This is a genomic window from Phaeobacter italicus (assembly GCF_019801785.1).
In the GTDB taxonomy this organism is placed as follows: domain Bacteria; phylum Pseudomonadota; class Alphaproteobacteria; order Rhodobacterales; family Rhodobacteraceae; genus Phaeobacter; species Phaeobacter italicus.
Genome location: NZ_JAHVIJ010000005.1, coordinates 397,410 through 417,944 on the forward strand (window position 1 = coordinate 397,410; position 20,535 = coordinate 417,944).

Annotated in this window: 19 protein-coding genes; 10 read left to right on the top strand and 9 right to left on the bottom strand. The window is 59.5% G+C overall.

All coding sequences use genetic code 11. The annotated features are described in order from the left end of the window. Together KUV39_RS14580 and deoC are read right to left on the bottom strand one after the other, a co-directional pair. Nucleotides 1-279 carry a hypothetical protein gene (locus KUV39_RS14580; RefSeq protein ID WP_008561259.1) on the bottom strand — a complete coding sequence of 93 codons (279 nt, stop codon included), beginning with the start codon at nt 277-279 and terminating at the stop codon, nt 1-3. A gap of 15 nt (nt 280-294) precedes the next feature. After that, nucleotides 295-1,284, bottom strand: a complete 990-nt coding sequence (gene deoC / locus KUV39_RS14585; protein ID WP_008559559.1) for a deoxyribose-phosphate aldolase — start codon at nt 1,282-1,284, stop codon at nt 295-297. Between the two features lie 222 nt (nt 1,285-1,506). Between deoC and KUV39_RS14590 the strand changes: the two genes are divergently transcribed. The 8 genes from KUV39_RS14590 (at nt 1,507) to KUV39_RS14625 (ending at nt 10,556) form a co-directional block, all read left to right on the top strand. Next, nucleotides 1,507-2,529: a metal ABC transporter solute-binding protein, Zn/Mn family gene (locus KUV39_RS14590; RefSeq protein ID WP_222460114.1), complete on the top strand. Its 1,023-nt coding sequence runs from the start codon at nt 1,507-1,509 to the stop codon at nt 2,527-2,529. A gap of 12 nt (nt 2,530-2,541) precedes the next feature. Next, nucleotides 2,542-3,372: a metal ABC transporter ATP-binding protein gene (locus KUV39_RS14595; RefSeq protein ID WP_272877482.1), complete on the top strand. Its 831-nt coding sequence runs from the start codon at nt 2,542-2,544 to the stop codon at nt 3,370-3,372. Nucleotides 3,373-3,374: 2 nt separating this feature from the next. Next, nucleotides 3,375-4,580: a metal ABC transporter permease gene (locus KUV39_RS14600; protein WP_222460115.1), complete on the top strand. Its 1,206-nt coding sequence runs from the start codon at nt 3,375-3,377 to the stop codon at nt 4,578-4,580. Further along, nucleotides 4,577-5,506 (top strand): metal ABC transporter permease, encoded by a 930-nt coding sequence (locus KUV39_RS14605; RefSeq protein ID WP_222460116.1) that lies wholly within the window; start codon nt 4,577-4,579, stop codon nt 5,504-5,506. The genes KUV39_RS14600 and KUV39_RS14605 overlap by 4 nt, the downstream gene beginning before the upstream one ends. Nucleotides 5,507-5,607: 101 nt before the next feature. After that, nucleotides 5,608-7,557 carry a DNA mismatch repair endonuclease MutL gene (mutL, locus tag KUV39_RS14610; protein WP_222460143.1) on the top strand — a complete coding sequence of 650 codons (1,950 nt, stop codon included), beginning with the start codon at nt 5,608-5,610 and terminating at the stop codon, nt 7,555-7,557. Nucleotides 7,558-7,569: 12 nt separating this feature from the next. Beyond that, nucleotides 7,570-8,829, top strand: coding sequence for a DNA recombination protein RmuC (locus tag KUV39_RS14615; protein ID WP_222460117.1), 1,260 nt, complete (start codon nt 7,570-7,572; stop codon nt 8,827-8,829). After that, nucleotides 8,829-10,130 carry an adenylate/guanylate cyclase domain-containing protein gene (locus KUV39_RS14620; RefSeq protein WP_222460118.1) on the top strand — a complete coding sequence of 434 codons (1,302 nt, stop codon included), beginning with the start codon at nt 8,829-8,831 and terminating at the stop codon, nt 10,128-10,130. The genes KUV39_RS14615 and KUV39_RS14620 overlap by 1 nt, the downstream gene beginning before the upstream one ends. Nucleotides 10,131-10,232: 102 nt before the next feature. Next, a complete protein-coding gene (locus tag KUV39_RS14625) occupies nt 10,233-10,556 on the top strand; it encodes a DUF3775 domain-containing protein (protein ID WP_008561071.1) in 324 nt (107 codons plus the stop codon). 112 nt (nt 10,557-10,668) lie between these two features. Here the strand turns inward: KUV39_RS14625 and KUV39_RS14630 are convergent, their stop codons facing one another. The 7 genes from KUV39_RS14630 to KUV39_RS14660 all read right to left on the bottom strand — a co-directional run bounded on the left by KUV39_RS14630 (nt 10,669) and on the right by KUV39_RS14660 (nt 17,360). Further along, complete coding sequence (locus KUV39_RS14630; protein ID WP_222460119.1) at nt 10,669-11,811, bottom strand: saccharopine dehydrogenase family protein; 1,143 nt, start codon at nt 11,809-11,811, stop codon at nt 10,669-10,671. Between the two features lie 59 nt (nt 11,812-11,870). Then, nucleotides 11,871-12,923 (bottom strand): saccharopine dehydrogenase, encoded by a 1,053-nt coding sequence (locus tag KUV39_RS14635; RefSeq protein WP_222460120.1) that lies wholly within the window; start codon nt 12,921-12,923, stop codon nt 11,871-11,873. A gap of 11 nt (nt 12,924-12,934) precedes the next feature. Beyond that, nucleotides 12,935-13,549 (bottom strand): glutathione S-transferase family protein, encoded by a 615-nt coding sequence (locus KUV39_RS14640; protein WP_046211709.1) that lies wholly within the window; start codon nt 13,547-13,549, stop codon nt 12,935-12,937. 44 nt (nt 13,550-13,593) lie between these two features. Beyond that, nucleotides 13,594-14,244 (bottom strand): histidine phosphatase family protein, encoded by a 651-nt coding sequence (locus KUV39_RS14645; protein ID WP_222460121.1) that lies wholly within the window; start codon nt 14,242-14,244, stop codon nt 13,594-13,596. Nucleotides 14,245-14,460: 216 nt separating this feature from the next. Beyond that, entirely contained in the window at nt 14,461-14,688 is a 228-nt protein-coding gene (locus KUV39_RS14650) for a WGR domain-containing protein (RefSeq protein ID WP_008561423.1), read from the bottom strand. 69 nt (nt 14,689-14,757) lie between these two features. Beyond that, entirely contained in the window at nt 14,758-15,462 is a 705-nt protein-coding gene (locus tag KUV39_RS14655) for a response regulator transcription factor (RefSeq protein WP_008559694.1), read from the bottom strand. Beyond that, nucleotides 15,459-17,360, bottom strand: a complete 1,902-nt coding sequence (locus KUV39_RS14660; protein WP_046211802.1) for a hybrid sensor histidine kinase/response regulator — start codon at nt 17,358-17,360, stop codon at nt 15,459-15,461. Before KUV39_RS14660 ends, KUV39_RS14655 begins: the two co-directional genes overlap by 4 nt. A 268-nt stretch (nt 17,361-17,628) precedes the next feature. Here KUV39_RS14660 and KUV39_RS14665 point away from each other — a divergent pair, with 268 nt between their 5' ends. Then, a complete protein-coding gene (locus KUV39_RS14665) occupies nt 17,629-19,572 on the top strand; it encodes an AMP-binding protein (RefSeq protein ID WP_222460144.1) in 1,944 nt (647 codons plus the stop codon). 97 nt (nt 19,573-19,669) lie between these two features. Further along, nucleotides 19,670-20,479: an ABC transporter ATP-binding protein gene (locus KUV39_RS14670; protein WP_008559579.1), complete on the top strand. Its 810-nt coding sequence runs from the start codon at nt 19,670-19,672 to the stop codon at nt 20,477-20,479. The last annotated feature ends 56 nt before the right edge of the window (nt 20,480-20,535 follow it).

A 20,535-nucleotide genomic window follows, 5' to 3' on the forward strand; every position in this document is an offset into this window, starting at 1 on the left:
TTACTGTCCGGTTTGGAACGACAGGACAAAGACTGTCAGATAAAGGAAGAGCAGGATTAGCCCCGGCAGCCGGCTTTTGCGGTGAAACCGGGCGAACTGAACCAGCTCGGGTGTAAGGCGATCGCGCGGGGGCGGCGTGAAATAGGGCGCAGGCCCTAGACGATCACGCGCAGCCTCCGGCAATTCGGATGCTTCAAGACGCAGACGCCATCGCCGCCACTGGAATGCAACAATCCAGAGACTGATAAAGATCGCACTGACGACCCATTCAGATGGCATCTGCCTCTCCGTTCTTTAGGCCAATGCGTGACGGTAGCCTGCGGAATAGGCGCCAGTCACGTGGTGTTCGAGTTGGCGTTCGATATCGCCCAGCAAGGAGGATGCGCCAAAGCGGAACAAATCAGGCTGCAGCCAGCGGTCGCCCAGCTCGTCTTTCATCAGAGACAGATAGACCAGGGCGTCCTTTGCCTTGGAAATTCCGCCCGCAGGCTTGTAGCCCACGCGATAGCCGGTGCGTTCGTGATAATCGCGAATGGCACGGATCATCACGAGGCTCACGGGAAGGGTCGCGTTCACGCTTTCCTTGCCGGTGGACGTCTTGATGAAATCGGCACCTGCCATCATGCAGATCAGCGAGGCGCGCGCCACGTTGCGCAGCGTGCCAAGTTCGCCGGTCGCCAGAATGGCTTTGACATGGGCATCCCCACAGGCCTCGCGGAAGGCCTTCATCTCATCATAAAGCGCCTGCCAGTTGCCTGACAGAACGTGCCGGCGGGAAATGACAATATCGATTTCCTTTGCGCCGGCCTTCACGCTTTCTTCGATCTCAGCAAGACGCAGGTGAAACGGAGACAGACCGCCCGGGAAGCCGGTCGAAACCGCAGCAACTGGAATGCCGGATCCGTCCAGCGCCGAAACCGCTGTTTCAATCATGTCGTGATAGACACAGACCGCGCCAGTGGTGATCGGGCCCATGTCCAATGCCTTGAGCAGGTCCGCGCGCACCGGCTGGCGTGCTTTGGCACACAGACGGCGGACGCGACCGGCCGTGTCGTCGCCGGACAGGGTGGTCAGGTCGATCAAGGTGATCGCCTTCAGCAGCCAGGCTGCCTGATAGTCTTTCTTTACGCTGCGACGGCCGGGCAGGGTGGCACAGCGACGTTCGATCGCCGAGGTGTTTGCCTCAACGCCAAGCGCCCAGTCCAGATCCAGCTCCATGCCGGGATTACGGGGTTCGCCCACCTGCGGCAGCTGCGCAGTGTGCTCTGCAATTTGGCTTTCCATGCCGGGAATCCTCGTTGGAATTTGGTGCGAAAATCGCACGCCACCCCTTGCTTGGCAAGCGACGGGCCAGGGTGACGTGGTGAATTTTTGACTATTTGGACAAAAAATCGGGCATTTTGCGAACGATTCTCATTTCTTTTTGCGAATAATTCGCATTTTCATTGACAGGCGCGAGACTCACGCTCTTATTGAGGTCAGTGAAACGCTGGAAGGGGGCTCCCCATGTGGTTGAAAATCGCAGATCTGACACGCGCAACGGGTTTGAACCGTCGGCTGGTTGCAGTGACCTTTCTGGCCATTGCGGCCCTGTTGGCGGCGCCATTTGTCGCGGGCAAGTCGGCGATGGCTCGCGCACAGACACCGCTGAATGTTGTGGCCACGACCGGGATGATCGCAGACGCGGTGCGGCAGGTTGGTGGTGATGCTGTCGAGGTTCGCGCCTTGATGGGTCCGGGTGTCGACCCTCATGCCTATCGCCAGACCCGATCTGACATCGTGGCCATGACCCGCGCGGATCTGGTGTTGTGGCACGGGCTTTATCTTGAGGCGCAGATGGAAGAGTTTTTTCATGATCTGGCCCGCAAGCGGACTGTCGTGGCCGTGGCAGAGGGGCTTCCAAAGGAAAAGCTGCGCGGACATGACGATTATGCAGACAAATTTGACCCCCATGTCTGGATGACCCCAGTTCTGTGGAAGGATGTGGTGGTAGAGGTGCAAAAGGCCCTGACAGAGGCGCGTCCCGACCAAGCAGAGCTGTTTGCGGCAAATGCAGCGGCCCATCTGGCGGAGCTGGATCAGCTGATCGCCTATGGCGCAGATATTCTGACCCAAGTGCCCGAAGAAAACCGCGTGCTGGTCACAGCCCATGACGCATTTGGCTATTTCGGTGGAGAGTATGGCTTTGAGGTGATGGGCATTCAGGGCATCTCGACCCAGTCTGAGGCGGGGCTGAACCGGATTGGCACCCTTGTCGATGTTCTGGTGGAGCGCGGTGTCTCTGCTGTCTTTGTCGAAAGCTCCGTATCTGACCGCTCTGTCAGAGCCCTGATCGAAGGCGCTGCGGCGCGGGGTCATGATGTCCGCATCGGCGGCGAATTGTTTTCGGACGCGATGGGGGCAGATGGCACATATGAAGGCACCTATATCGGCATGCTGGACCACAACATGACGACGATCGCCGGTGCGTTGGGCGCGGATGTCCCTGCTAAGGGGATGTCAGGCCAGCTGTCGCACGCCGGTTTGTAAGAGGTAGGATTGATGACACTCGAACTTGCTCGGGACAATGGCATGCCGGCGGCCACAAACGGAACCGCCGCATTGGAGCAGTCCCCCTTTGCGATCCGGGGGCTGACGGTCAGCTACGGCGAAAAACCAGCCGTGTTCTCGGTGGATATGACTGTTGAAGCAGGCAAGATGACCGCCATCATCGGGCCAAACGGTGCGGGGAAGTCGACACTCCTGAAGGCTGCATTGGGTGTGGTGCCTCCGGTCTCCGGGCGGGTCCAGGTGTTTGGAAAGCCGCTGGATACCCAGCGCGCTCGGATCGCTTATGTACCCCAAAGAGCAAGCGTCGACTGGGATTTCCCAACCCGCGTGATCGACGTGGTGATTATGGGGCTTTACCGCGAACTGGGTCTCCTTGGCCGGATCACTGGCCGCCACAAGGCTGCTGCAAGGGATTGTCTTGAGCGTGTGGGAATGGCGGATTTCGCAGATCGCCAGATCGGCCAGCTGTCAGGCGGCCAGCAGCAGCGCGTGTTTCTGGCACGTGCTCTGGCACAGGGGGCAGATCTCTATCTCTTGGATGAACCCTTTGCCGGCGTGGACGCTGCAACAGAAAAAGCGATCATTGCGGTCCTGAAACAGCTTCGGGCAGAGGGAAAGACCGTCGTTGTCGTCCATCATGACCTTGCGACTGTGACTGACTATTTCGACAATGTGTTTCTGATCAACACCCGCAAGGTTGCCGAAGGGCCGGTGTCCGAGGCCTTCACCGCCGATACCCTGCAAGCGGCCTATGGCGGGCGCCTGGCAACAGCGCAGGTGGATCAGCTTGGCGTGGCACCCGTGTTGGGCGGGGCCTATTAATCATGTTGCTTGACGCGCTGCTGTTGCAGCTGGGGTATAACGCCACGCTGGTTGCCATCGGTGCGACCCTTCTTGGTGTTTCAGCAGGTATTACCGGGACATTTCTGTTCCTCCGCAAACGCGCGCTGGTCAGTGATGCGGTCAGCCATGCCACTCTGCCGGGGGTTGGTATCGCTTTTCTTGTCATGGTCGCGCTTGGTGGGGATGGCCGGAACCTGGCCGGTCTGTTGCTGGGATCTGCGATTTCGGCCGGGATCGGGCTGTGGTGTCTCAACTGGTTGACGCGCAACACCCGCCTGGCTGAGGACGCGGCCATCGGCGCGGTCCTGTCCGTCTTCTTCGGATTCGGCATTGTGATCCTGACCGTGATCCAGACGCTCGGGGTTGGCCGCCAGGCGGGCCTGGAGGGGTTTTTGCTGGGCTCGACTGCGGGGATGCTGTGGAATGATGCGTTGGTCATCGCGGGGGGCGGTGCTGCGGCTCTGCTGCTGATCGTTCTGATGCGGCGCCCCATGACCATGGTCGCCTTTGATCCCGAATATGCAGCAGCGCGGGGCATTTCAGTGTCGCGCATCGACATGGCGATGATGGGGCTGGTGATGGCCGTCACGGTTGTCGGGCTGAAAATCGTCGGCCTGATCCTGATTGTGGCTCTCCTCATCATCCCGGCTGTGACCGCGCGGTTTTGGACCGAACGCTCTGATCTCGTGGTTCTGCTCGCGGGGGTGGCCGGTGGTGTTGCTGCCTATGTGGGCGCGGCGCTTTCGGCGTCTGCGCCGAACCTTCCCACGGGCCCGATCATCGTGTTGGTGAGCTTTGCACTTTTTGCGCTTTCGCTGCTGTTTGCACCCAATCGTGGCGTTCTGGCCGCGGTGCTGCGCCATATCCGTTTCCAGAGACAAGTGCATCTGCGTCAGGGGCTGTTGGCCGTTGCCCAGGAACAGCTCATTTATGAGCCGCTTACCCTGCGCCTGTTGCGCCGTCATGGGTTGTTGCGTGCAGATGGGGTGCCGACGGAGAAGGGGCGGGCCCGCGCAGCCAAAGCGCTGCGCGACGAGCATCGCTGGGCCTTGGTCCGGAGCGATCAGAGCCACGAAGCCGCAGCTGCGATGTATGATGGCTTGCGCGATATCGAAACGGTTCTGACAGCTGATCAGATACGTGAAATTGACACCTTGATTGGTGGCCCAAAGGAGGTATCGGCATGAGTGGATCCGAATTTGTCCCGCTGTCCCTGACGCCGCTCTTGATTGGTGTATTCGCCGCAGTGGCCTGTGCGCTGCCCGGCAACTTCCTGTTGCTGCGTCGTCAGGCGTTGATCGGAGACGCGATCAGCCATGTGGTTCTGCCGGGCATTGTCGTTGCCTTTTTGTTGACCGGGGTGATTGCGGCAGGCCCGATGATGTTCGGGGCAGCCGGTGCCGCGGTCGTCGCGGTGGTTTTGATCGAGCTGATCCGCCGACTTGGGCGGATCGAGCCCGGCGCGGCAATGGGCGTGGTCTTTACGACCATGTTTGCTGGCGGCGTATTGCTGTTGGAGCAGACCGACACGTCTTCGGTCCACCTGGATGTGGAACACGCCCTTTATGGCAATCTCGAAAGTCTGATCTGGTTGGATGCGACTGGCTGGGCCTCCCTTGTTGATCCAGTGGCGCTGAGCTACCTGCCGCCAGAGCTGTCAAGGATGGCGCTGACCCTGCTGGGGGTTCTGGTGTTTGTCACGTTGTTCTGGCGACCGCTGAAGATCTCTACCTTTGACGAAGGTTTTGCCCGCACGCTGGGGATCCGGACCAACATGTTGGGGCTTGCGTTGGTGATCACTGCGGCGATTGCGGCTGTTTCAGCCTTTGATGCCGTGGGGTCCATCATCGTGATTGCCATGTTCATCTGTCCGCCAGCCGCGGCGCGGATGATGTCAAACCGGCTGGAAGGGCAGGTTGGCTGGAGCGTGGTTTTTGCCGTAGTTTCTGCCGTGCTGGGATATGTTCTGGCAGGATATGGTCCGTTGTGGCTCGGGGCCTCTGACGCGGTGAGTGCAGCCGGAATGATTGCCACCGTGTCGGGTGTTTTGCTGGCAGTCGCAGCCCGGTTCGGCCCCTGTCGCCTGCGCTCGGGGGCCCCTGCAGGCGTCTGAAGCCATCTCCCCTGTAGGTGGTGTGCAGGCGCTTGAACGTGGTTGTCTACGTCCCGAATGCGGCTGGAAGAATCGTGGCGCTGCGTGCTAAATCTAGCGGCATGGCACATGCAGACCCCCACATCAGCGAAAACTCGCGACCGGTGATCCGGCAGCTTGACGACAGCGCAATCAATAGAATTGCAGCGGGCGAGGTGGTTGAACGGCCAGCTTCTGCCGTCAAGGAACTGGTCGAAAACGCGATCGACGCCGGGGCGACGCGGATCACGATCGATATCGCCGATGGTGGCAAGACCCTGATCCGCGTAACCGATGACGGGTGCGGCATGACGCCGGATGATCTGCCGCTGGCCCTGTCGCGTCATGCCACATCAAAGATTGATGGCTCGGACCTGCTGAATATCCACACCTTCGGATTTCGGGGTGAGGCTCTGCCCAGTCTTGGCGCGGTTGGCAGGCTGACCATCACCAGCCGGGCTGCGGGTCATGATGCAGCACAAATTCGAGTGTCCGGTGGCAAGCTTGATCCGGTTAAGCCCGCTGCCTTGCGCGGTGGCACGGTGGTTGAGCTACGCGATCTGTTTTACGCGACGCCTGCGCGGTTGAAATTCATGCGCAGTGATCGGGCCGAAAGTCAGGCGATTGGTGACGTGATCAAGCGGTTGGCGATGGCAGAGCCGTCGGTTGGCTTTACGCTGCGGGATGTGTCGGGCGGCGGTGACGGGAGAGTGACCTTTCGGGCAGATCCTCTGAGCGGGGATTTGTTTGATGCTCTGCACGGGCGTTTGGCTGCTGTTCTGGGGCGCGAGTTTGCGGAAAATGCTCTCAAGATAGATGCCAGCCGCGAAGGCATTCGGCTTTACGGTTATGCGGCGTTGCCGACCTATTCGCGCGGTGCCGCCGTGGCGCAGTTTCTTTTTGTGAACACCCGCCCGGTTAAGGACAAGATGCTGACCGGCGCGTTGCGTGCGGCTTATTTCGATTTTCTCAGCCGCGATCGCCATCCGGCCGCTGCGCTGTTCATCGACTGTGATCCGACACTGGTTGACGTGAACGTCCACCCCGCCAAATCAGAAGTTCGGTTCCGCGATCCGGGTCTTGCGCGAGGGCTGATTGTCTCCAGCCTGCGACATGCACTGGCTGAGGCCGGACACCGCGCGTCGACCACCGTTGCCGGGGCGACGCTGGGCGCGATGCGCCCCGAACAGCCAACAGCAACTGGTGCGCCGCGTGTTTATCAGATGGACAGACCCTCTATGGGCGCGCGCAGCCTGTCCTATGCGGCACAGGCCCCCTACCGCGCGGACGGAGCCCCTGTGCCGCAAGGCGACGACAATGCGCCCGGTTTCTCGGAATTTGCATCGGCTTATAGTGGCCGGGTCATCGATGCTCCTGCACCACCACATCCCGCTATGGCGGGCCAGGCGGTGCAGGAAGACCAGCCCGAGCCGCCGGAACAGAGAGCGGAAGAGCTGCCACTGGGCGCGGCGCGCGGGCAGGTGCATGAAAACTATATCATCGCGCAAACCCGCGACGGCATGGTCATTGTCGATCAACACGCGGCGCATGAGCGGTTGGTATATGAAAAGCTGAAACGCCAGATGGCCGAAAACGGGGTTGCGGCGCAGGCGCTTTTGATCCCCGATATCGTCGAGCTGAGCGAGAATGACTGCGCCCGTCTTCTGTCAGTTGCAGATGAACTGCAGAAGTTTGGTCTGGGTATTGAGGCCTTTGGGGGCGGTGCGGTTGCGGTGCGGGAAACACCTGCCATTCTCGGGACCGTCAACGCCGAGGCGATGGTGCGCGATATTCTCGATGAACTTGACGATCAGGGGGAAAGCCAGTTGGTGCAGGCCAAGATCGAAGCGATCCTGAGCCGCGTTGCCTGCCATGGCTCTATCCGGTCGGGTCGCTGGATGCGGGGAGAGGAAATGAACGCGCTCCTGCGAGAAATGGAGGCAACACCCCATTCCGGCCAATGCAACCACGGACGGCCCACCTACGTCGAACTGAAGCTTGCCGATATCGAACGCTTGTTCGGCCGCACCTGAGAGATCCCGGATATGGAAAACATGGACATGGCAATCGCAAACATGGACGCGGTGGCCCTTGTGATCGTTGGCGGTGGCGGGCTGATCTTTCTTTTGTTTCTTCTGCTGATCTTGTCGCTGCGCAATTCTGCGCGGGCGGTACGAGCGATTGAGCCGCTGGGCCACCAGATTGGCGGGCTGGGACAGATGACCCAGCAGCTGTCGATGGGGCAGGAGGCGCTTCGGGGAAATCTGCAGGCCGTGTCGGACACGCAGGCGAATGCACAGCTGCAGATCCTGCAGACAATGGAAAGCCGCCTGAGCGATGTACAGCAACGCATGAACGATCGGCTCGCGGATAATGCGCTGCGACAGGCACGGGCGCTGGCAGAGATGCAGGAGCGGATGCAAGAAAGCCTGCACGGGTCAACCAAACGCACGGTGACGTCGCTGACCCAGCTGCAAGAGCGCCTGGCCGTGATTGACAAGGCGCAGGACAACATCACCAAATTGTCCGGAGATGTCCTGGGTTTGCAGGACATCCTCGCGAACAAGCAGACCCGCGGGGCGTTTGGTGAAATTCAGCTCAATGATATCGTGTCCAAGGCGCTGCCGGCGGACAGCTATGCGTTTCAGCATACGCTGAGCAACGGCAAGCGGGCTGACTGCCTGATCCACCTGCCCAATCCTCCGGGTCCGATTGTCATCGACTCCAAGTTCCCGCTGGAACCTTACGATGCGTTGCGCAACGCAGAGACACCTGAGCAGCGTGCGAGTGCGGCGCGTCAGCTCAAGGGCGCCTTGCGTGCGCATATCCGGGCGATTGCCGAGAAGTACATTCTGGATGGCGAGACCGCGGATGGTGCATTGATGTTTCTGCCGTCGGAAGCGGTCTATGCGGAACTTCACGCCAATTTTGCGGACGTGGTGAGAGAGGGCTTCGCTGCCAAGGTCTGGATTGTGTCGCCCACCACCTGCATGGCCACGCTGAATACCATGCGTGCGATTTTGAAGGATGCACGCATGCGCGAACAGGCCGGCGCGATCCGAACCGAACTTGGCCTGCTGCACAAGGATGTGGAGCGGTTGGGGGATCGTGTTGGCAATCTGGACCGCCATTTCGGAATGGCTGCCAAGGATATCGCGGAAATCAAGATCAGTGCCGATAAGGCCGGGCGCCGCGCTCAGCGGTTGGACAACTTCGATTTCGAGGAAATCGCCGCGCCCTCGTCAGGCATTGGACAAGGTGCGGATCCGGTGAATGTTGTGCCATTGGGACGGTCCGACAGCTGATGCGCGAGGCAGGCCTCAACCCACTGCTGCAGGACGCGACGGTTGCGGCTGAACGCCTTGTCTCAGTTCTTCGCATGGCTGTCGCCACTGGTCTGCTGCTTGTCTTTGGTCTGACTATTTCCGGAACCGACCTGGGATCGCTTGCGCCATATCTTCATCGTCAGTTGTTTTTTGCCCTGCTGACAATGATCGCTTATTTCGTCCTTGGCGCGGGCTGTTTCCTCGCGACCTCTCAGGGGTGGTTCAGGCCGTGGATGGCCTGGCTGACCGTTACGGCGGATGCGCTGTTCATGTTGCTGAATGTGCGTCTCAGCATCCTGAATGGGGGCTTTGACGGAAACATGGCGTTGTTGTTGCCGCCCGCCTGGTTGGTGCCGGTCGTGATGGCGTTTGGTGTGATGCGGATGCACCCACGCATGCAGCTTTATGCGACCTTGCTGCTGACCGGGGGGCTGACAGCACTGATTTTTTGGTTGCCAACTGCGCCAGAAGGGGATCAGGCGGCCCGTATTGCCGGGCTCCTGACGGGGCCGCCAAATGTGATGAAGCTGACGATGATCCTGCTCGCCGGGCTTGTCATGGTGCTGGCCGCCGCGCGGATGCGGCGCCTGTTTCAGCGGGCACTCAGCTCTGCGGAAGAGCGCGCAAATCTGACCCGCTATCTGCCTGCTCAAATTGCCGATCAATTGGCTGACGGCGGGCTGGACAGCCTGCAACACGGACAGAGGCAAGCGATGGCGGTGCTGTTCGTCGATATACGGGGCTTTACCCAATGGTCCGAAACCCGTGATCCGCAGGACGTGGGGGATTTCATTACCACGTTCCGCAGCCACGTAGAAAACAGCGCGGCCCGTCATGATGGCATGATTGACAAATACATGGGCGATGCGGCGATGCTCTTGTTTTCGGAGGCGCCCGAAGAGCGTGGGGCCCCCAATGGAGCGGCCCGCGCGCTGGCCTGTGCCGCGACACTGTGCAAATCGATCCACGCTTGGTCAGATCAGCGTCTTGCGGCGGGGGAGGACACCGTGGAGGTTGGCATCGGCGTTCACGCCGGAGAGGTTTTTGCTGGCGTGGTTGGCAGTGAAAACAGGCTCGAATATTCGGTTTTCGGCGATGCGGTAAACATCGCCTCGCGGCTCGAACAACATAGCAAGACCGTTCCAGAGACAATCATCGCCTCTGCTCAGACGCTGGAGGCCGCAGGGATCGCGCCCGCGCGCGGACGCTGGCGCGCGTTGCCACCGGTGGCCTTGCGCGGGCGGTCGGGCGTCATGGACATCTTCGCCAAGGAAGAATGACAGGCCCCCTTCCGCACATCGTCTTTGCCTCAGATCAAGGACAGCTGGTTTCGTCTGCAGTGTGATAGACTGCAGCAGCGCGGACACAGAAGGAGCGAAGCCATGCTAGAGATCAGTGCCAGAAAAGTGGCCCAGGTTGCGCTGATGGCCAGAGAACTGGAGCGCGCGGAGGGGGAGTTGCGCGCCTTTATCGACCGCATGGGAGAAGACGAACAGGCGGAGCTTGTCGCAATCATGTGGATCGGTCGGGACAGTTTCGATGCCTCCGATCTGCAAGAAGCGATCGCTACGGCCCGCCAAGAAGCAACCACTCCCACTGCGGACTACCTTATCGGCACGCCGCATCTCGCGGATAATCTGGAAGCGGGGATGGAGGCTTTGGGCATGGATGTTCAGGGCGCCGAGGAAGATGTGATCGGCCGCTAGAGCCACATCGGTCTGTTAGGTTTCCTGCAATCGCCACGAGCCAATACCGTCGCGTCAACGAAAAGGGCACCCGTTTTACGGGGTGCCCTTGGATGTGTTCTCTTGGCGATCATCAGCTGATGTGATCGACCACCTCAAGGTGCTGCGCGAGCTTTCCGATTTCGCTCATCCAGGCGTCCACCAACGGCAAATCGCTTGGAGCGGCGTGAACACCGGGGGCGATCTTGTTGTTCATCGCGGCTTCGATCGCGAAGGAGACAGGGTAAGACACAAGGCGCGCCATCGCCGTACCGCGAGCGTCCCCCCAGGCGTCCATCACATAGGTCTTGTGCCAGACGGGGCTGCCGTTTTTCTCGGCCTTCAGCCCCACGCAAAGCACGACCCGATCGGGCTCTCCCTCGTCATAGGCGTTTTCGGCCCAGAACTGATCGGACATTTCCTTGAGCCGGGCATCACCAGCCTCGCCCTCCAATGTCTCGACCTCCTTGAACACGTCTGCCCAAGCATCGGACCAACCGTTCAGGCGTAGGGTTCCGCGGACGAACTCTTTCACCTTCCAGTCGGTTTCAAATTCATATTGCGCCATGAAGGGGATGGAGTCGCGGTTGGGGTAGACTTCAAAGCTCTCTGCAGTGGGCAGCGGGGCTTCGTAAGTGGAGATCGCATCCCAAGGGCGCGCCACATCCAGCTCCTTGAAGTCGCGGATGGATCTGGACGGAGAGCGCAGCGCCTTGAGCACCCCCAAGGGAGACCAGCTGAACTTGTACCGGAAGGGGTTTGGTGTTTTGGGAATGCCGCCACAGTAGGAGATGAAGCTCAGTTCATTCTCGCTGTCGAATGCGTCGGATGCCTTGTAGTCCGCCACCAGCGCATGAGCCATCAGATGGTCAATGCCAGGGTCGAGACCGACCTCGTTGATCAGGCATACGCCTGCGTCTTTTGCCTTTTGGTCCAGGGCTCGCATGTCCGGCGCAATATAGGACGACGACACGAAATGTGCCCCATGTGCGATGGCCAGTTCCGCCAGCTCAACGTGCCAGTCGCCTGGCAGCATCGACACAATCACATCTTTGGGGCTGAGCATCTGGCCAAGATTCGCGATGCTGAAGGCGTGAATGTTGCTGGTCAGATCCCCGACAGCTTCGCGCGCCTTTTCCGGGGTCCGGTTCCAGACGGCAACGTCGTGACCCGCGTCCAGCAGGCGTCGCAGGCCGGGAATCGCGGACAGACCAGTGCCGCACCAGTGAATTGTCATGATTTGTCTCCCTGTTGGTCATTGGTTGCGGGTTTGCTCCGCACCAAGGGTTTCCGCATTCAATCTGCGGTGTGTTCTTTGAATGTTGCGTCCGCACGTCCCCAGACGCCTGCGCCCAGATCTCCCAATGCCAGCAGGGACGGCAGCAATTGGGCTGCGTAGTCCTCTGAGCTTTCGACAGGGAGCATGGATGGCAGGTTGTCGATGGCCATCACGTCCAGAACGGGGGTGTCTGCGACGCGCAGGGCCGGGGCATCCCAGCTGGTCGCACGGTCGTAGACGGGAACCGGGTTGTAATCACTGTCCGGATCGCAGGCGACATCGCCAATGGCGCTGAGCTTGCGGTCTGCAGTCAATGCGTCGCGTGGCACGAAAACCGGGGTGCCAGGGCGGGCAAAAATGCAGTTCAGGAACAGGTCATGGTCAAGGATTTCGGGGAATGGGCCGCCTGTTGCGGTTTCAGCCATATCCCACTTTGTCACTTTGACGCCCATTGCCTCACAAAGATCCGCGGCGCCGGTGCCCACGCGACCCAAGGCACCGATAACGATGCTGGTCGGGCGATCGATATTCAGTGCATCCAGTTCGGCGCCAAGATCCGCAAGCAGGGCCTCCTTGCCCGAATATACGCCAACCGGACCACAGATTTCCCCGCGCTGTTGGGCGGCCCAGGTTTTGAGGGTGACGGCTGCACCTGCATATCCGGCCCAGTAGCCAAAGGCCGCGACACGGCGGCCGGTTTCGTCCACCAGATACTCAAGATCATAAAGGGTGCCGCCACCGGCCTTAAAGCGTTCCAACAGCGCCTTGCCTGAGTGCTGCCCTTTGAAGGCGTGCCCGAACATGATGTGCCGATGTGGCAACGCAGTTCCATCTTCGGGCAGTTCCTTGAGGCCAAAGATGATCGCATCAGCTGGTGCCGTGGGCCATGAGTTCTCTGCCGCGATGTCGCATCCTGCGTCGATGTAACCCTGCAATGGGATAGCCCGGACAGAGCTTTCCTCGACCGTGACTTTGATCCCCGCGTCCATCAGCGCCTTTGCGCCCTCCGGGGTGAGACCAACCCGTTCTTCGTTTGGGCGCTGCTCAGCCCTTACCCACAAATGCGTCATCATCTTATCCTTCAAAGCATACCTTTGGCAGTCACGGCGCGCACGGAATCGCGCGCCTCCATCGCTGCCATGAATTCCTGAATCTTGGGGAAATCAGATAGGGTTACCCCGTCGCCCTCCAGCCACGTGCACACCACATAGAGATAGCAATCAGCCAGGCTAATCTCATCGCCCAAGACGAACGGCCCGCGCAGGCCGAACTGTGAAATGTAGTCGCAAGAGGCGCTCATGGTTTGCGGGACCATCTTCTGCATGTCTTTCCAGCTGGAGCGTTCGCTTGCCCAGCGTGCACCGCGCATCTTGTGAGCGTGGTTCACATGCATGGTGGAGGCGAGATAGAACATCACTTCGCGCATGCGGGCCAAGAGCACCGGATCTTGTGGGCGCAGCGCTGCGTCAGGGCTGATGTCTGCGATATATTCCAGCAGGGCACCGGTCTCAGTGAGGATGCCGCCATCCACCACCAACGCAGGGACTCGGCCCTTGGGGTTGATTTGCGCATAGGCGGCGCCGGTCTGTTCCTTGGACGCAAAATCGATGCGGATCGGCTCGTAGTCCTGTCCCGCTTCTTCGAGGGCGATCGCCACGGCGACTGAAATCGTGTTGGGCGCAAAGTAAAGCTGCATTGGTCGGTCCTCCCTTGGCTGGTCCTATGGCCTGCGCTGACTGTCTAGAGATGCGTTTGTGCGAATTGGCGATCTGGGTGTTCCAGGTGGGGCACCGCGTTGAACAAAACAGGGCTGAGCTGGCCGCCCATCGGATGTAGACGGTGTAGCGAACTGTTCATGATGGCAAGCGCCATGCGCGCCGTGCCACCGGTATCCAGCCCCATTGTCTGGCGCATGGCCATGGCGATCAGCCCACCAGAGGTGACCACAATCGCGGGCCCCTCGCCAGCGGCAATTTCCTCTAGTGCCGATTGGGTGCGGTTGGCAAAGTCGCGCCAGCTTTCCGGTGGGTTGGCAATCTTGTCTGCCTCCCAAGCGGCAAATACCTTGGGCATGTGTGCGACAAACCCCTCCCGCTCCACCGGGATCGGCAGGCCATGCTGTGTTTCCATTGCCGCGGCGAGATTAAAGTACTCCATCTCGTTCAGACGAGGATCCTGCACAACATCTGTGAGCCCCATGGCCTGTGCCGTTTCCAGGTGACGGCGCAGTGTTCCGCAGTAGGCCCGCGGATAGAACGCACCGGTGTCGCGCAGATGCTCACCCAGCCAATGCGCCTGCTGATGTCCCAGATCGCTCAGCCGGTCATAGCTGGTTTCATCCCGAGCACCTGTATTGGCCTGTCCGTGACGGACCAGGGTGATATGCGTCATGCGATGTTCCTTTTCGTCGGGGAAGTCTTAAGCAAGCTTTGCTGCAGTTGAAAGGGCCAGATGCAAGTTTTGGATCCAATATGTGATTTGGGTGTGATGTCGCGCGAATAGCGCGCAAATGCAGAGCCATTGCCTGCCGCCTGGCGGATCAAGCAAGAGCTATGGCAGTTCTGTTGGATTGCAACCAAGGACGAGGATCAGCAGCGCGGTTGTGGGTCAGGCCCGGTCATAGCCACGTTTGATCATGCGATTGCGGTGTTTGTCTGCAGCAACAGATGCATCGCGCAGGTTGCCATAGATGTTGATGGTACTCTGCCCGTTCCTACCAGCAACGCCCCATTCGCGCAGGACAGAGACCTCGGCAAAGAGGTTCATCGCAAGTTCGATCCGATAATAGCGCGGAGCCCGCGCCGGTGCTTGGCGGTAGAGCAGACATGTGGCCATGCCCGAATCATATCGAGGCCGATTCGCGCCGTCCAGTCTGCAGTGGTGGGGGCGCAGTCCCTGGCAGGGTCAAAGCCAGCTGACATCACCCAGAAAAATGTAGCCAGCTCCGTAGATCGTTTTGATCAACCTTGGATTTTTGGGATCTTCACGCAGTTTCGTGCGCAGACGTGAAATGCGTACGTCCATCGCCCGATCAAAGCTCTCCCCTGCGCCGCCCCCGAGGCTTTCTTGCATTTGCGCCCGCGAAATGAGCCGCTTCGGGCTTTCAAGAAACAGGCGCAACACCTCGCCTTCGGCATGGGAAAACGGTGTTTCCTCACCGGTGTCATCCTCCAGGATGTAGCGATCGAAATGCGCCGTCCAGCCGGAGAACTGGGCAGTGTTGCCCGTTGTTGCAACGGTTCTTGGCCCTCCCCGCAGACGTGCCCGGATGCGGGCGACGACCTCTGCGGGGTCAAAGGGTTTGGTGATGTAGTCGTCCGCTCCCAGTTCCAATCCGGTCACACGGTCCTGTACCTGGGCCCGGCCTGATATGATGATGACCGCTGCACCCTGCTCCAACGCAAGGCGATGCACCAAAGCGAGACCATCGGTGTCGGGCAGCGACAGGTCAACAAGGCAGACATCCGGAGTGACCCGATTGAGGGAGGCCTCAAACTCGCGCGCCCGCGAAAAGCTCTGGGTGCGAAACCCGGCCTCTTCCAACGTCTCCGTCAGGATTTGGCGGATTTCCGGCTCGTCATCGAGAATTGTGATCAGGGGTCTGCTCATGCGGCGGGCTCCGATTTGATCAGCGCTGACAGCTGGTGTGTGGTAAAGGGCTTTTGCAAAACCGGACAGCGTTTCAGCGCCTGCCGAAACAGCGCGTCCGAGGTCGGCAAGGAGGTCATCAGAATGCAGGGCAGGCCGGTTCCCTGCAAGCGGTCCGCCAGGTCAATCCCCGTCGCCGCCCCCTGCAGCTTGATATCGGACAGAACCAAAGCGATGCCTTCGATGTCTGCGGTCAACGCGCAGGCTTCATCAACGCTGGTGGCCTCTATGACCGCATATCCAAGATCAATGAGCATGTCGCGGAATGTCGCTCGCAGCTCTTCGCTGTCCTCGACCAGCAGGGCAAGCCCGCCATCCGCGTCCGGAGCGAGCCTGTAGGGAATGCGCAGGGTCACACTGGCCCCTGATACCGTATTCCCAAGTCGCATATCGCCCCCGGTTGATTTGGCCATGTCGTAGACCATCGGCAGCCCAAGCCCTGATCCTTCACTGCCCTTGGTGGTGAAAAAGGGATTGAGCGCCTTTTCAAGCGCAGTTTTGGAAAACCCGGGGCCGGTGTCGTTGACGCTGAGTTCGAGCCAGGTCTGACCAACCACGTGGGCACTGACGGTAATCTGTCCTTGGCTGCCACAGGCATCGCGGGCGTTCAGGATAAGGTTCAACAGCGCGTCTTGCAGCTTGCCGGGATCAAGCAACAGGCGGACATCCGGCGTGTGGTCCACGATACTCAGCCCAACCCCTTGCGGCAGCGATGGTGTTGCCAGGACCTGCAACTCCTGCAGCAGTCCGTGCAGATCCGTCGCGCGCGGCCGCAGGCTCCGATGGCCTGTCATTTCTGCAATCCGGTTCAGCAACCGTCCACCGCGGCGCGCGGCTGATAGGGTGGCCTGGACAAGCTCATCAGCATCAGCAGGCAGGTCGAATTTCGCCAGCTTGCCCTGCATTCCCAGAATGATCGTCAACAGGTTGGAGAAATCATGTGCCAGCCCGCTCGTCATCTGAGCGGCCATTTCGCGTCGTCTCGCCTGCTGCAGCGCCACCCGTGTCTGGGTTTCTTCCGTCACATCCATCGATAGAATAAAGACACCGCCCATGTTGTCGGGGGTAAAGGCCACCCGAATGCGACGGCTGTCGTGGTCTTCGTTGAACTCGAACACCGGGCTTTCACCCTGATAGGCTGCCATCAGATGTGGGGCGATTTTGTCATAGGCCGGCCCACCGAGTGCATCTGCGATGTGCATCCCGAGGATTTCGGAAGGACGGCTGGGAAAGACCGAGCTGAGCCGCCGATTGGTATAGGTGTAATAGCCGTCTGCATCCACGTGAGCGATATGCGCAGGCATCATCTCGGTGGTCAGTCGGGTGCGTGCTTCGATCTCGGTCAGCTGGTTTTTCGCCTCTTCCAACGCCGTGATCGTAGCGGCCAGTTTTCGGTTGGTTGCAGACAGTTCCTCTGTGTGCGCGATCAGCTGATCCGACATCTCTTCAGAGCGGGCGCGTAGCAACTGTTCGATCCGTTTTGTGCGTGTGATGTCAGTATAGACCGTGACCCACCCCCCTTGCGGTAGCGGAGCCCCCTCGATCGAAATGACCTGGCCGTTGCTACGCTCCCGCTCCAGATAATGTGGGACAAAATCCAACGCTTGATCGACGCGCTGCTGCACAAAGGCTTCGATGTCATCAACCGGACCGTATTCTCCGCTGGTTGCGATATGGCGGATGGTCTCATCGAACCGGGCGCCGGGTGTGATCAGGTGATCCGGCAGGTCGAACATTTCCTGAAACCTGCGGTTGCAGGCCGCGAGGCGCAGATCGCTGTCATAGATCGACATGGCTTGGGCAATCAGGTTGAGCCCAGCGGTTGTCATCGCAGCGCGGTGTTTTTCGGATCGGTTCATCGTGTCTCCCCGCTGCATGGCTACCATCCAATGCCCCGATGGCAAAGGAGAATGCGGCGCGGTGTCGGTTGTCCGGCTGGGCGAGATGACGCAGTCGAGAGCCTGTTACAATTCGTAAGATTTGAGAAAACATCAAGAAAAAGTTGACGCCATAGCATGAGGCCGTCCCTAATCGGGATCAGAATCGCGCTTAGCGATCGCTCCGGCCGCATCGGCCGGAAAGGGGAGGAGAAAGAACGTGGCTCAGACGCAGTCGGGTGCCGCAGGGATGTTGTCCCTGCCGGCGCTGCTTGAACGCAACGCGGCACAATTTGGCGATCGCCAGGCCTATCGCGAAAAAGAATTCGGCATCTGGCAGTGCTGGACCTGGTCCGAGGTCAAGCAGGAGATTGATGCGCTTGCCCTTGGGTTGATCAACCTTGGGGTCAATGAGGGTGACTTTATCGCCATCATCGGTCGCAACCGGCCCTATCTTTATTGGGCAATGGTGGCAGCGCAGTCCGTCGGCGCCGTTCCTGTCCCGCTCTACCAGGATGCGGTGGCAGAAGAGATGGCCTATGTGCTGGGCCACTGTGGCGCACGTTTCGTCATCGCGGGTGATCAGGAACAGGTCGACAAGGTGATCGAGGTTCAGGATCAGCTGAGCAACCTGGAACAGGTGATCTATCTCGATCCGCGCGGCATGCGGAAATACGATCATCATACGCTGCACCAGTATTCCCATGTACAAGATCAGGGCCGCGCGGCCCGCGACGAATGGACCCCGGATCTCGAAGAACGCAAGGCCAAGCTGACCTATGACAGCACCTGCGTGATGCTCTACACCTCTGGGACAACGGGCAAGCCCAAAGGGGTTGTTCTGTCCAACCGCAACGTGATCGAGAGCGCCAGGAACTCGGCAGATTTCGACAATCTGACGGTTGGTGAGAACATCCTGTCCTATCTGCCGATGGCGTGGGTCGGGGATTTCATCTTTTCGGTCGGCCAGGCGTATTGGTGTGGGTTCTGCGTGAACTGCCCAGAGAGCGCAGACACGATGATGACCGATCTGCGTGAGATCGGCCCGACCTATTTCTTTGCTCCGCCCCGGGTCTTCGAGGGTCAGCTGACCAGCGTCATGATCCGGATGGAAGACGCGGGCGCCCTGAAGCGCAAGATGTTCCACCACTTCCTTGAACATGCCAAGAAGGTTGGTGGCAAGATCCTTGATGGCAAACCCGTCAGCATGATGGATCGCCTGAAGTACAAGCTGGGTGATATCCTGGTCTATGGCCCGCTCAAGGACACGTTGGGCTACGGCCGCATCCGCGTCGGTTACACCGCAGGCGAGGCCATTGGCCCTGAGATTTTCGAGTTCTACCGCTCTCTCGGCATCAACCTCAAACAGTTGTACGGCCAGACAGAAGCGACGGTTTTCATCACTGTTCAGCCTGATGGCGAAGTGCGTGCCGACACAGTTGGCGTTCCTGCGCCGGGTGTCGAAATCAAGATCGATGAGCGCAGAGAGATCCACTACCGCTCTCCCGGTACATTTGTTGAATACTACAACAACCCGGAATCCACGGCTTCGACCAAAGACCCTGAAGGGTGGGTGGCAACCGGCGATGCTGGTTTCTTTGAAGAGGGCAGCGGCCATTTGCGGATCATCGACCGCGCCAAGGACGTGGGTCAGATGGCAGATGGTGCCATGTTTGCGCCGAAGTATGTCGAGAACAAACTGAAGTTCTATCCGGACATTCTGGAGGCCGTTCTGTTCGGCAACGGCCGTGATCGCTGCGTTGCGTTCATCAACATCGACCTCACCGCAGTCGGCAATTGGGCTGAGCGCAACAATATTGCCTACGCCTCTTATCAGGAACTGGCAGGCCATCCGAAAGTCCTGCAGTCGATCAAAGAGCACGTCGAAACGGTCAATGCCTCCGTCGCAGAAGACCAGATGCTGTCCGGCTGTCAGGTGCATCGCTTTGTCGTGTTGCACAAAGAACTGGATGCCGACGATGGAGAGATGACCCGGACCCGCAAGGTGCGTCGTGTGATCGTGGAAGACAAATACTCCGATATCATCAACGCGCTTTATGACGGGTCCTCGCAGATCTCTACCCGCACGGAAGTGACCTACGAAGATGGTCGCAAAGGGTCGATCAGTGCGACGCTCGATATCATCGATGCCAAGGTTGTGCCTGTGCGGCCCCAGTCGGTGGCCGCCGAATGAAACAGCGCATCAACACAGCCGCGGCAAAGCGGTACGGCCTGGCCATGAGCCGGAGCACAACAATCAACAAGGCGAAAGGCGCGGTGTCGTGAAGGATATGGAAGAAGGCTATATCACCGAGGACGGGCGCACCATTGGCGGCGTCGTCATGGAGATGAAGAACATCACCCTGCGGTTTGGCGGTGTGGTCGCGATCAAGGATATCTCTTTTGATATCCGCGAAGGCGAAATCCGCGCGATCATCGGCCCGAACGGCGCTGGTAAATCGTCAATGCTGAACGTTATTTCCGGTTTTTATGTTCCGCAGGAGGGCGAAGTCTGGTTCCGTGGGGCCAAACGGCCGCCCATGCGCCCCTATGAGGTCGCGCGCCAGGGTATCGCCCGGACCTTCCAGAATATCGCGCTGTTTGACGGCATGAGCGTTCTGGACAATGTCATGACCGGTCGCCTCAACTACATGAAGACCAACCTCATGCAGCAGGCGCTCTGGCGGGGCAAGGCCGAGGCCGAAGAGACGGAAAACCGCGAAGTGGTCGAACGGATCATCGACTTCCTGGAGATCCAGGCGATCCGCAAAACTCCTGTCGCCCGTCTGCCTTATGGTCTCAAGAAACGGGTCGAACTGGCACGCGCGTTGGCAGCAGAGCCAAAACTGTTGCTGCTGGATGAGCCGATGGCAGGCATGAACGTCGAGGAAAAAGAGGACATGTCCCGCTTTATCCTGGATGTGAACGATGAGTTCGGCACCACCATCGCCCTGATCGAACATGACATGGGCGTGGTCATGGACTTGTCCGACCGCGTGGTTGTTATGGACTACGGCAAAAAGATCGGTGACGGCACCCCGGACGAGGTGCGCAACAACCAGGATGTGATCGACGCCTATCTGGGGGTCAGCCATGACTGACCGGACCATTCTGACAATGAATTTCGAGATGATTGCGCCGATGTCCGAAGTGGCAT

Excerpts from the sequence above, each read along its gene's own strand:
- KUV39_RS14655 (WP_008559694.1), bottom strand. The coding sequence starts at position 15,462 with ATGAGCAGACCCCTGATCACAATTCTCGATGACGAGCCGGAAATCCGC.
- KUV39_RS14600 (WP_222460115.1), top strand. The coding sequence starts at position 3,375 with ATGTTGCTTGACGCGCTGCTGTTGCAGCTGGGGTATAACGCCACGCTG.
- mutL (WP_222460143.1), top strand. The coding sequence starts at position 5,608 with ATGGCACATGCAGACCCCCACATCAGCGAAAACTCGCGACCGGTGATC.
- KUV39_RS14595 (WP_272877482.1), top strand. The coding sequence starts at position 2,542 with ATGACACTCGAACTTGCTCGGGACAATGGCATGCCGGCGGCCACAAAC.
- KUV39_RS14660 (WP_046211802.1), bottom strand. The coding sequence starts at position 17,360 with ATGAACCGATCCGAAAAACACCGCGCTGCGATGACAACCGCTGGGCTC.
- KUV39_RS14590 (WP_222460114.1), top strand. The coding sequence starts at position 1,507 with ATGTGGTTGAAAATCGCAGATCTGACACGCGCAACGGGTTTGAACCGT.
- deoC (WP_008559559.1), bottom strand. The coding sequence starts at position 1,284 with ATGGAAAGCCAAATTGCAGAGCACACTGCGCAGCTGCCGCAGGTGGGC.
- KUV39_RS14645 (WP_222460121.1), bottom strand. The coding sequence starts at position 14,244 with ATGACGCATATCACCCTGGTCCGTCACGGACAGGCCAATACAGGTGCT.
- KUV39_RS14640 (WP_046211709.1), bottom strand. The coding sequence starts at position 13,549 with ATGCAGCTTTACTTTGCGCCCAACACGATTTCAGTCGCCGTGGCGATC.
- KUV39_RS14630 (WP_222460119.1), bottom strand. The coding sequence starts at position 11,811 with ATGACAATTCACTGGTGCGGCACTGGTCTGTCCGCGATTCCCGGCCTG.
- KUV39_RS14670 (WP_008559579.1), top strand. The coding sequence starts at position 19,670 with ATGGAAGAAGGCTATATCACCGAGGACGGGCGCACCATTGGCGGCGTC.
- KUV39_RS14650 (WP_008561423.1), bottom strand. The coding sequence starts at position 14,688 with ATGGCCACATGTCTGCTCTACCGCCAAGCACCGGCGCGGGCTCCGCGC.
- KUV39_RS14635 (WP_222460120.1), bottom strand. The coding sequence starts at position 12,923 with ATGACGCATTTGTGGGTAAGGGCTGAGCAGCGCCCAAACGAAGAACGG.
- KUV39_RS14620 (WP_222460118.1), top strand. The coding sequence starts at position 8,829 with ATGCGCGAGGCAGGCCTCAACCCACTGCTGCAGGACGCGACGGTTGCG.
- KUV39_RS14615 (WP_222460117.1), top strand. The coding sequence starts at position 7,570 with ATGGAAAACATGGACATGGCAATCGCAAACATGGACGCGGTGGCCCTT.
- KUV39_RS14665 (WP_222460144.1), top strand. The coding sequence starts at position 17,629 with ATGTTGTCCCTGCCGGCGCTGCTTGAACGCAACGCGGCACAATTTGGC.
- KUV39_RS14580 (WP_008561259.1), bottom strand. The coding sequence starts at position 279 with ATGCCATCTGAATGGGTCGTCAGTGCGATCTTTATCAGTCTCTGGATT.
- KUV39_RS14605 (WP_222460116.1), top strand. The coding sequence starts at position 4,577 with ATGAGTGGATCCGAATTTGTCCCGCTGTCCCTGACGCCGCTCTTGATT.
- KUV39_RS14625 (WP_008561071.1), top strand. The coding sequence starts at position 10,233 with ATGCTAGAGATCAGTGCCAGAAAAGTGGCCCAGGTTGCGCTGATGGCC.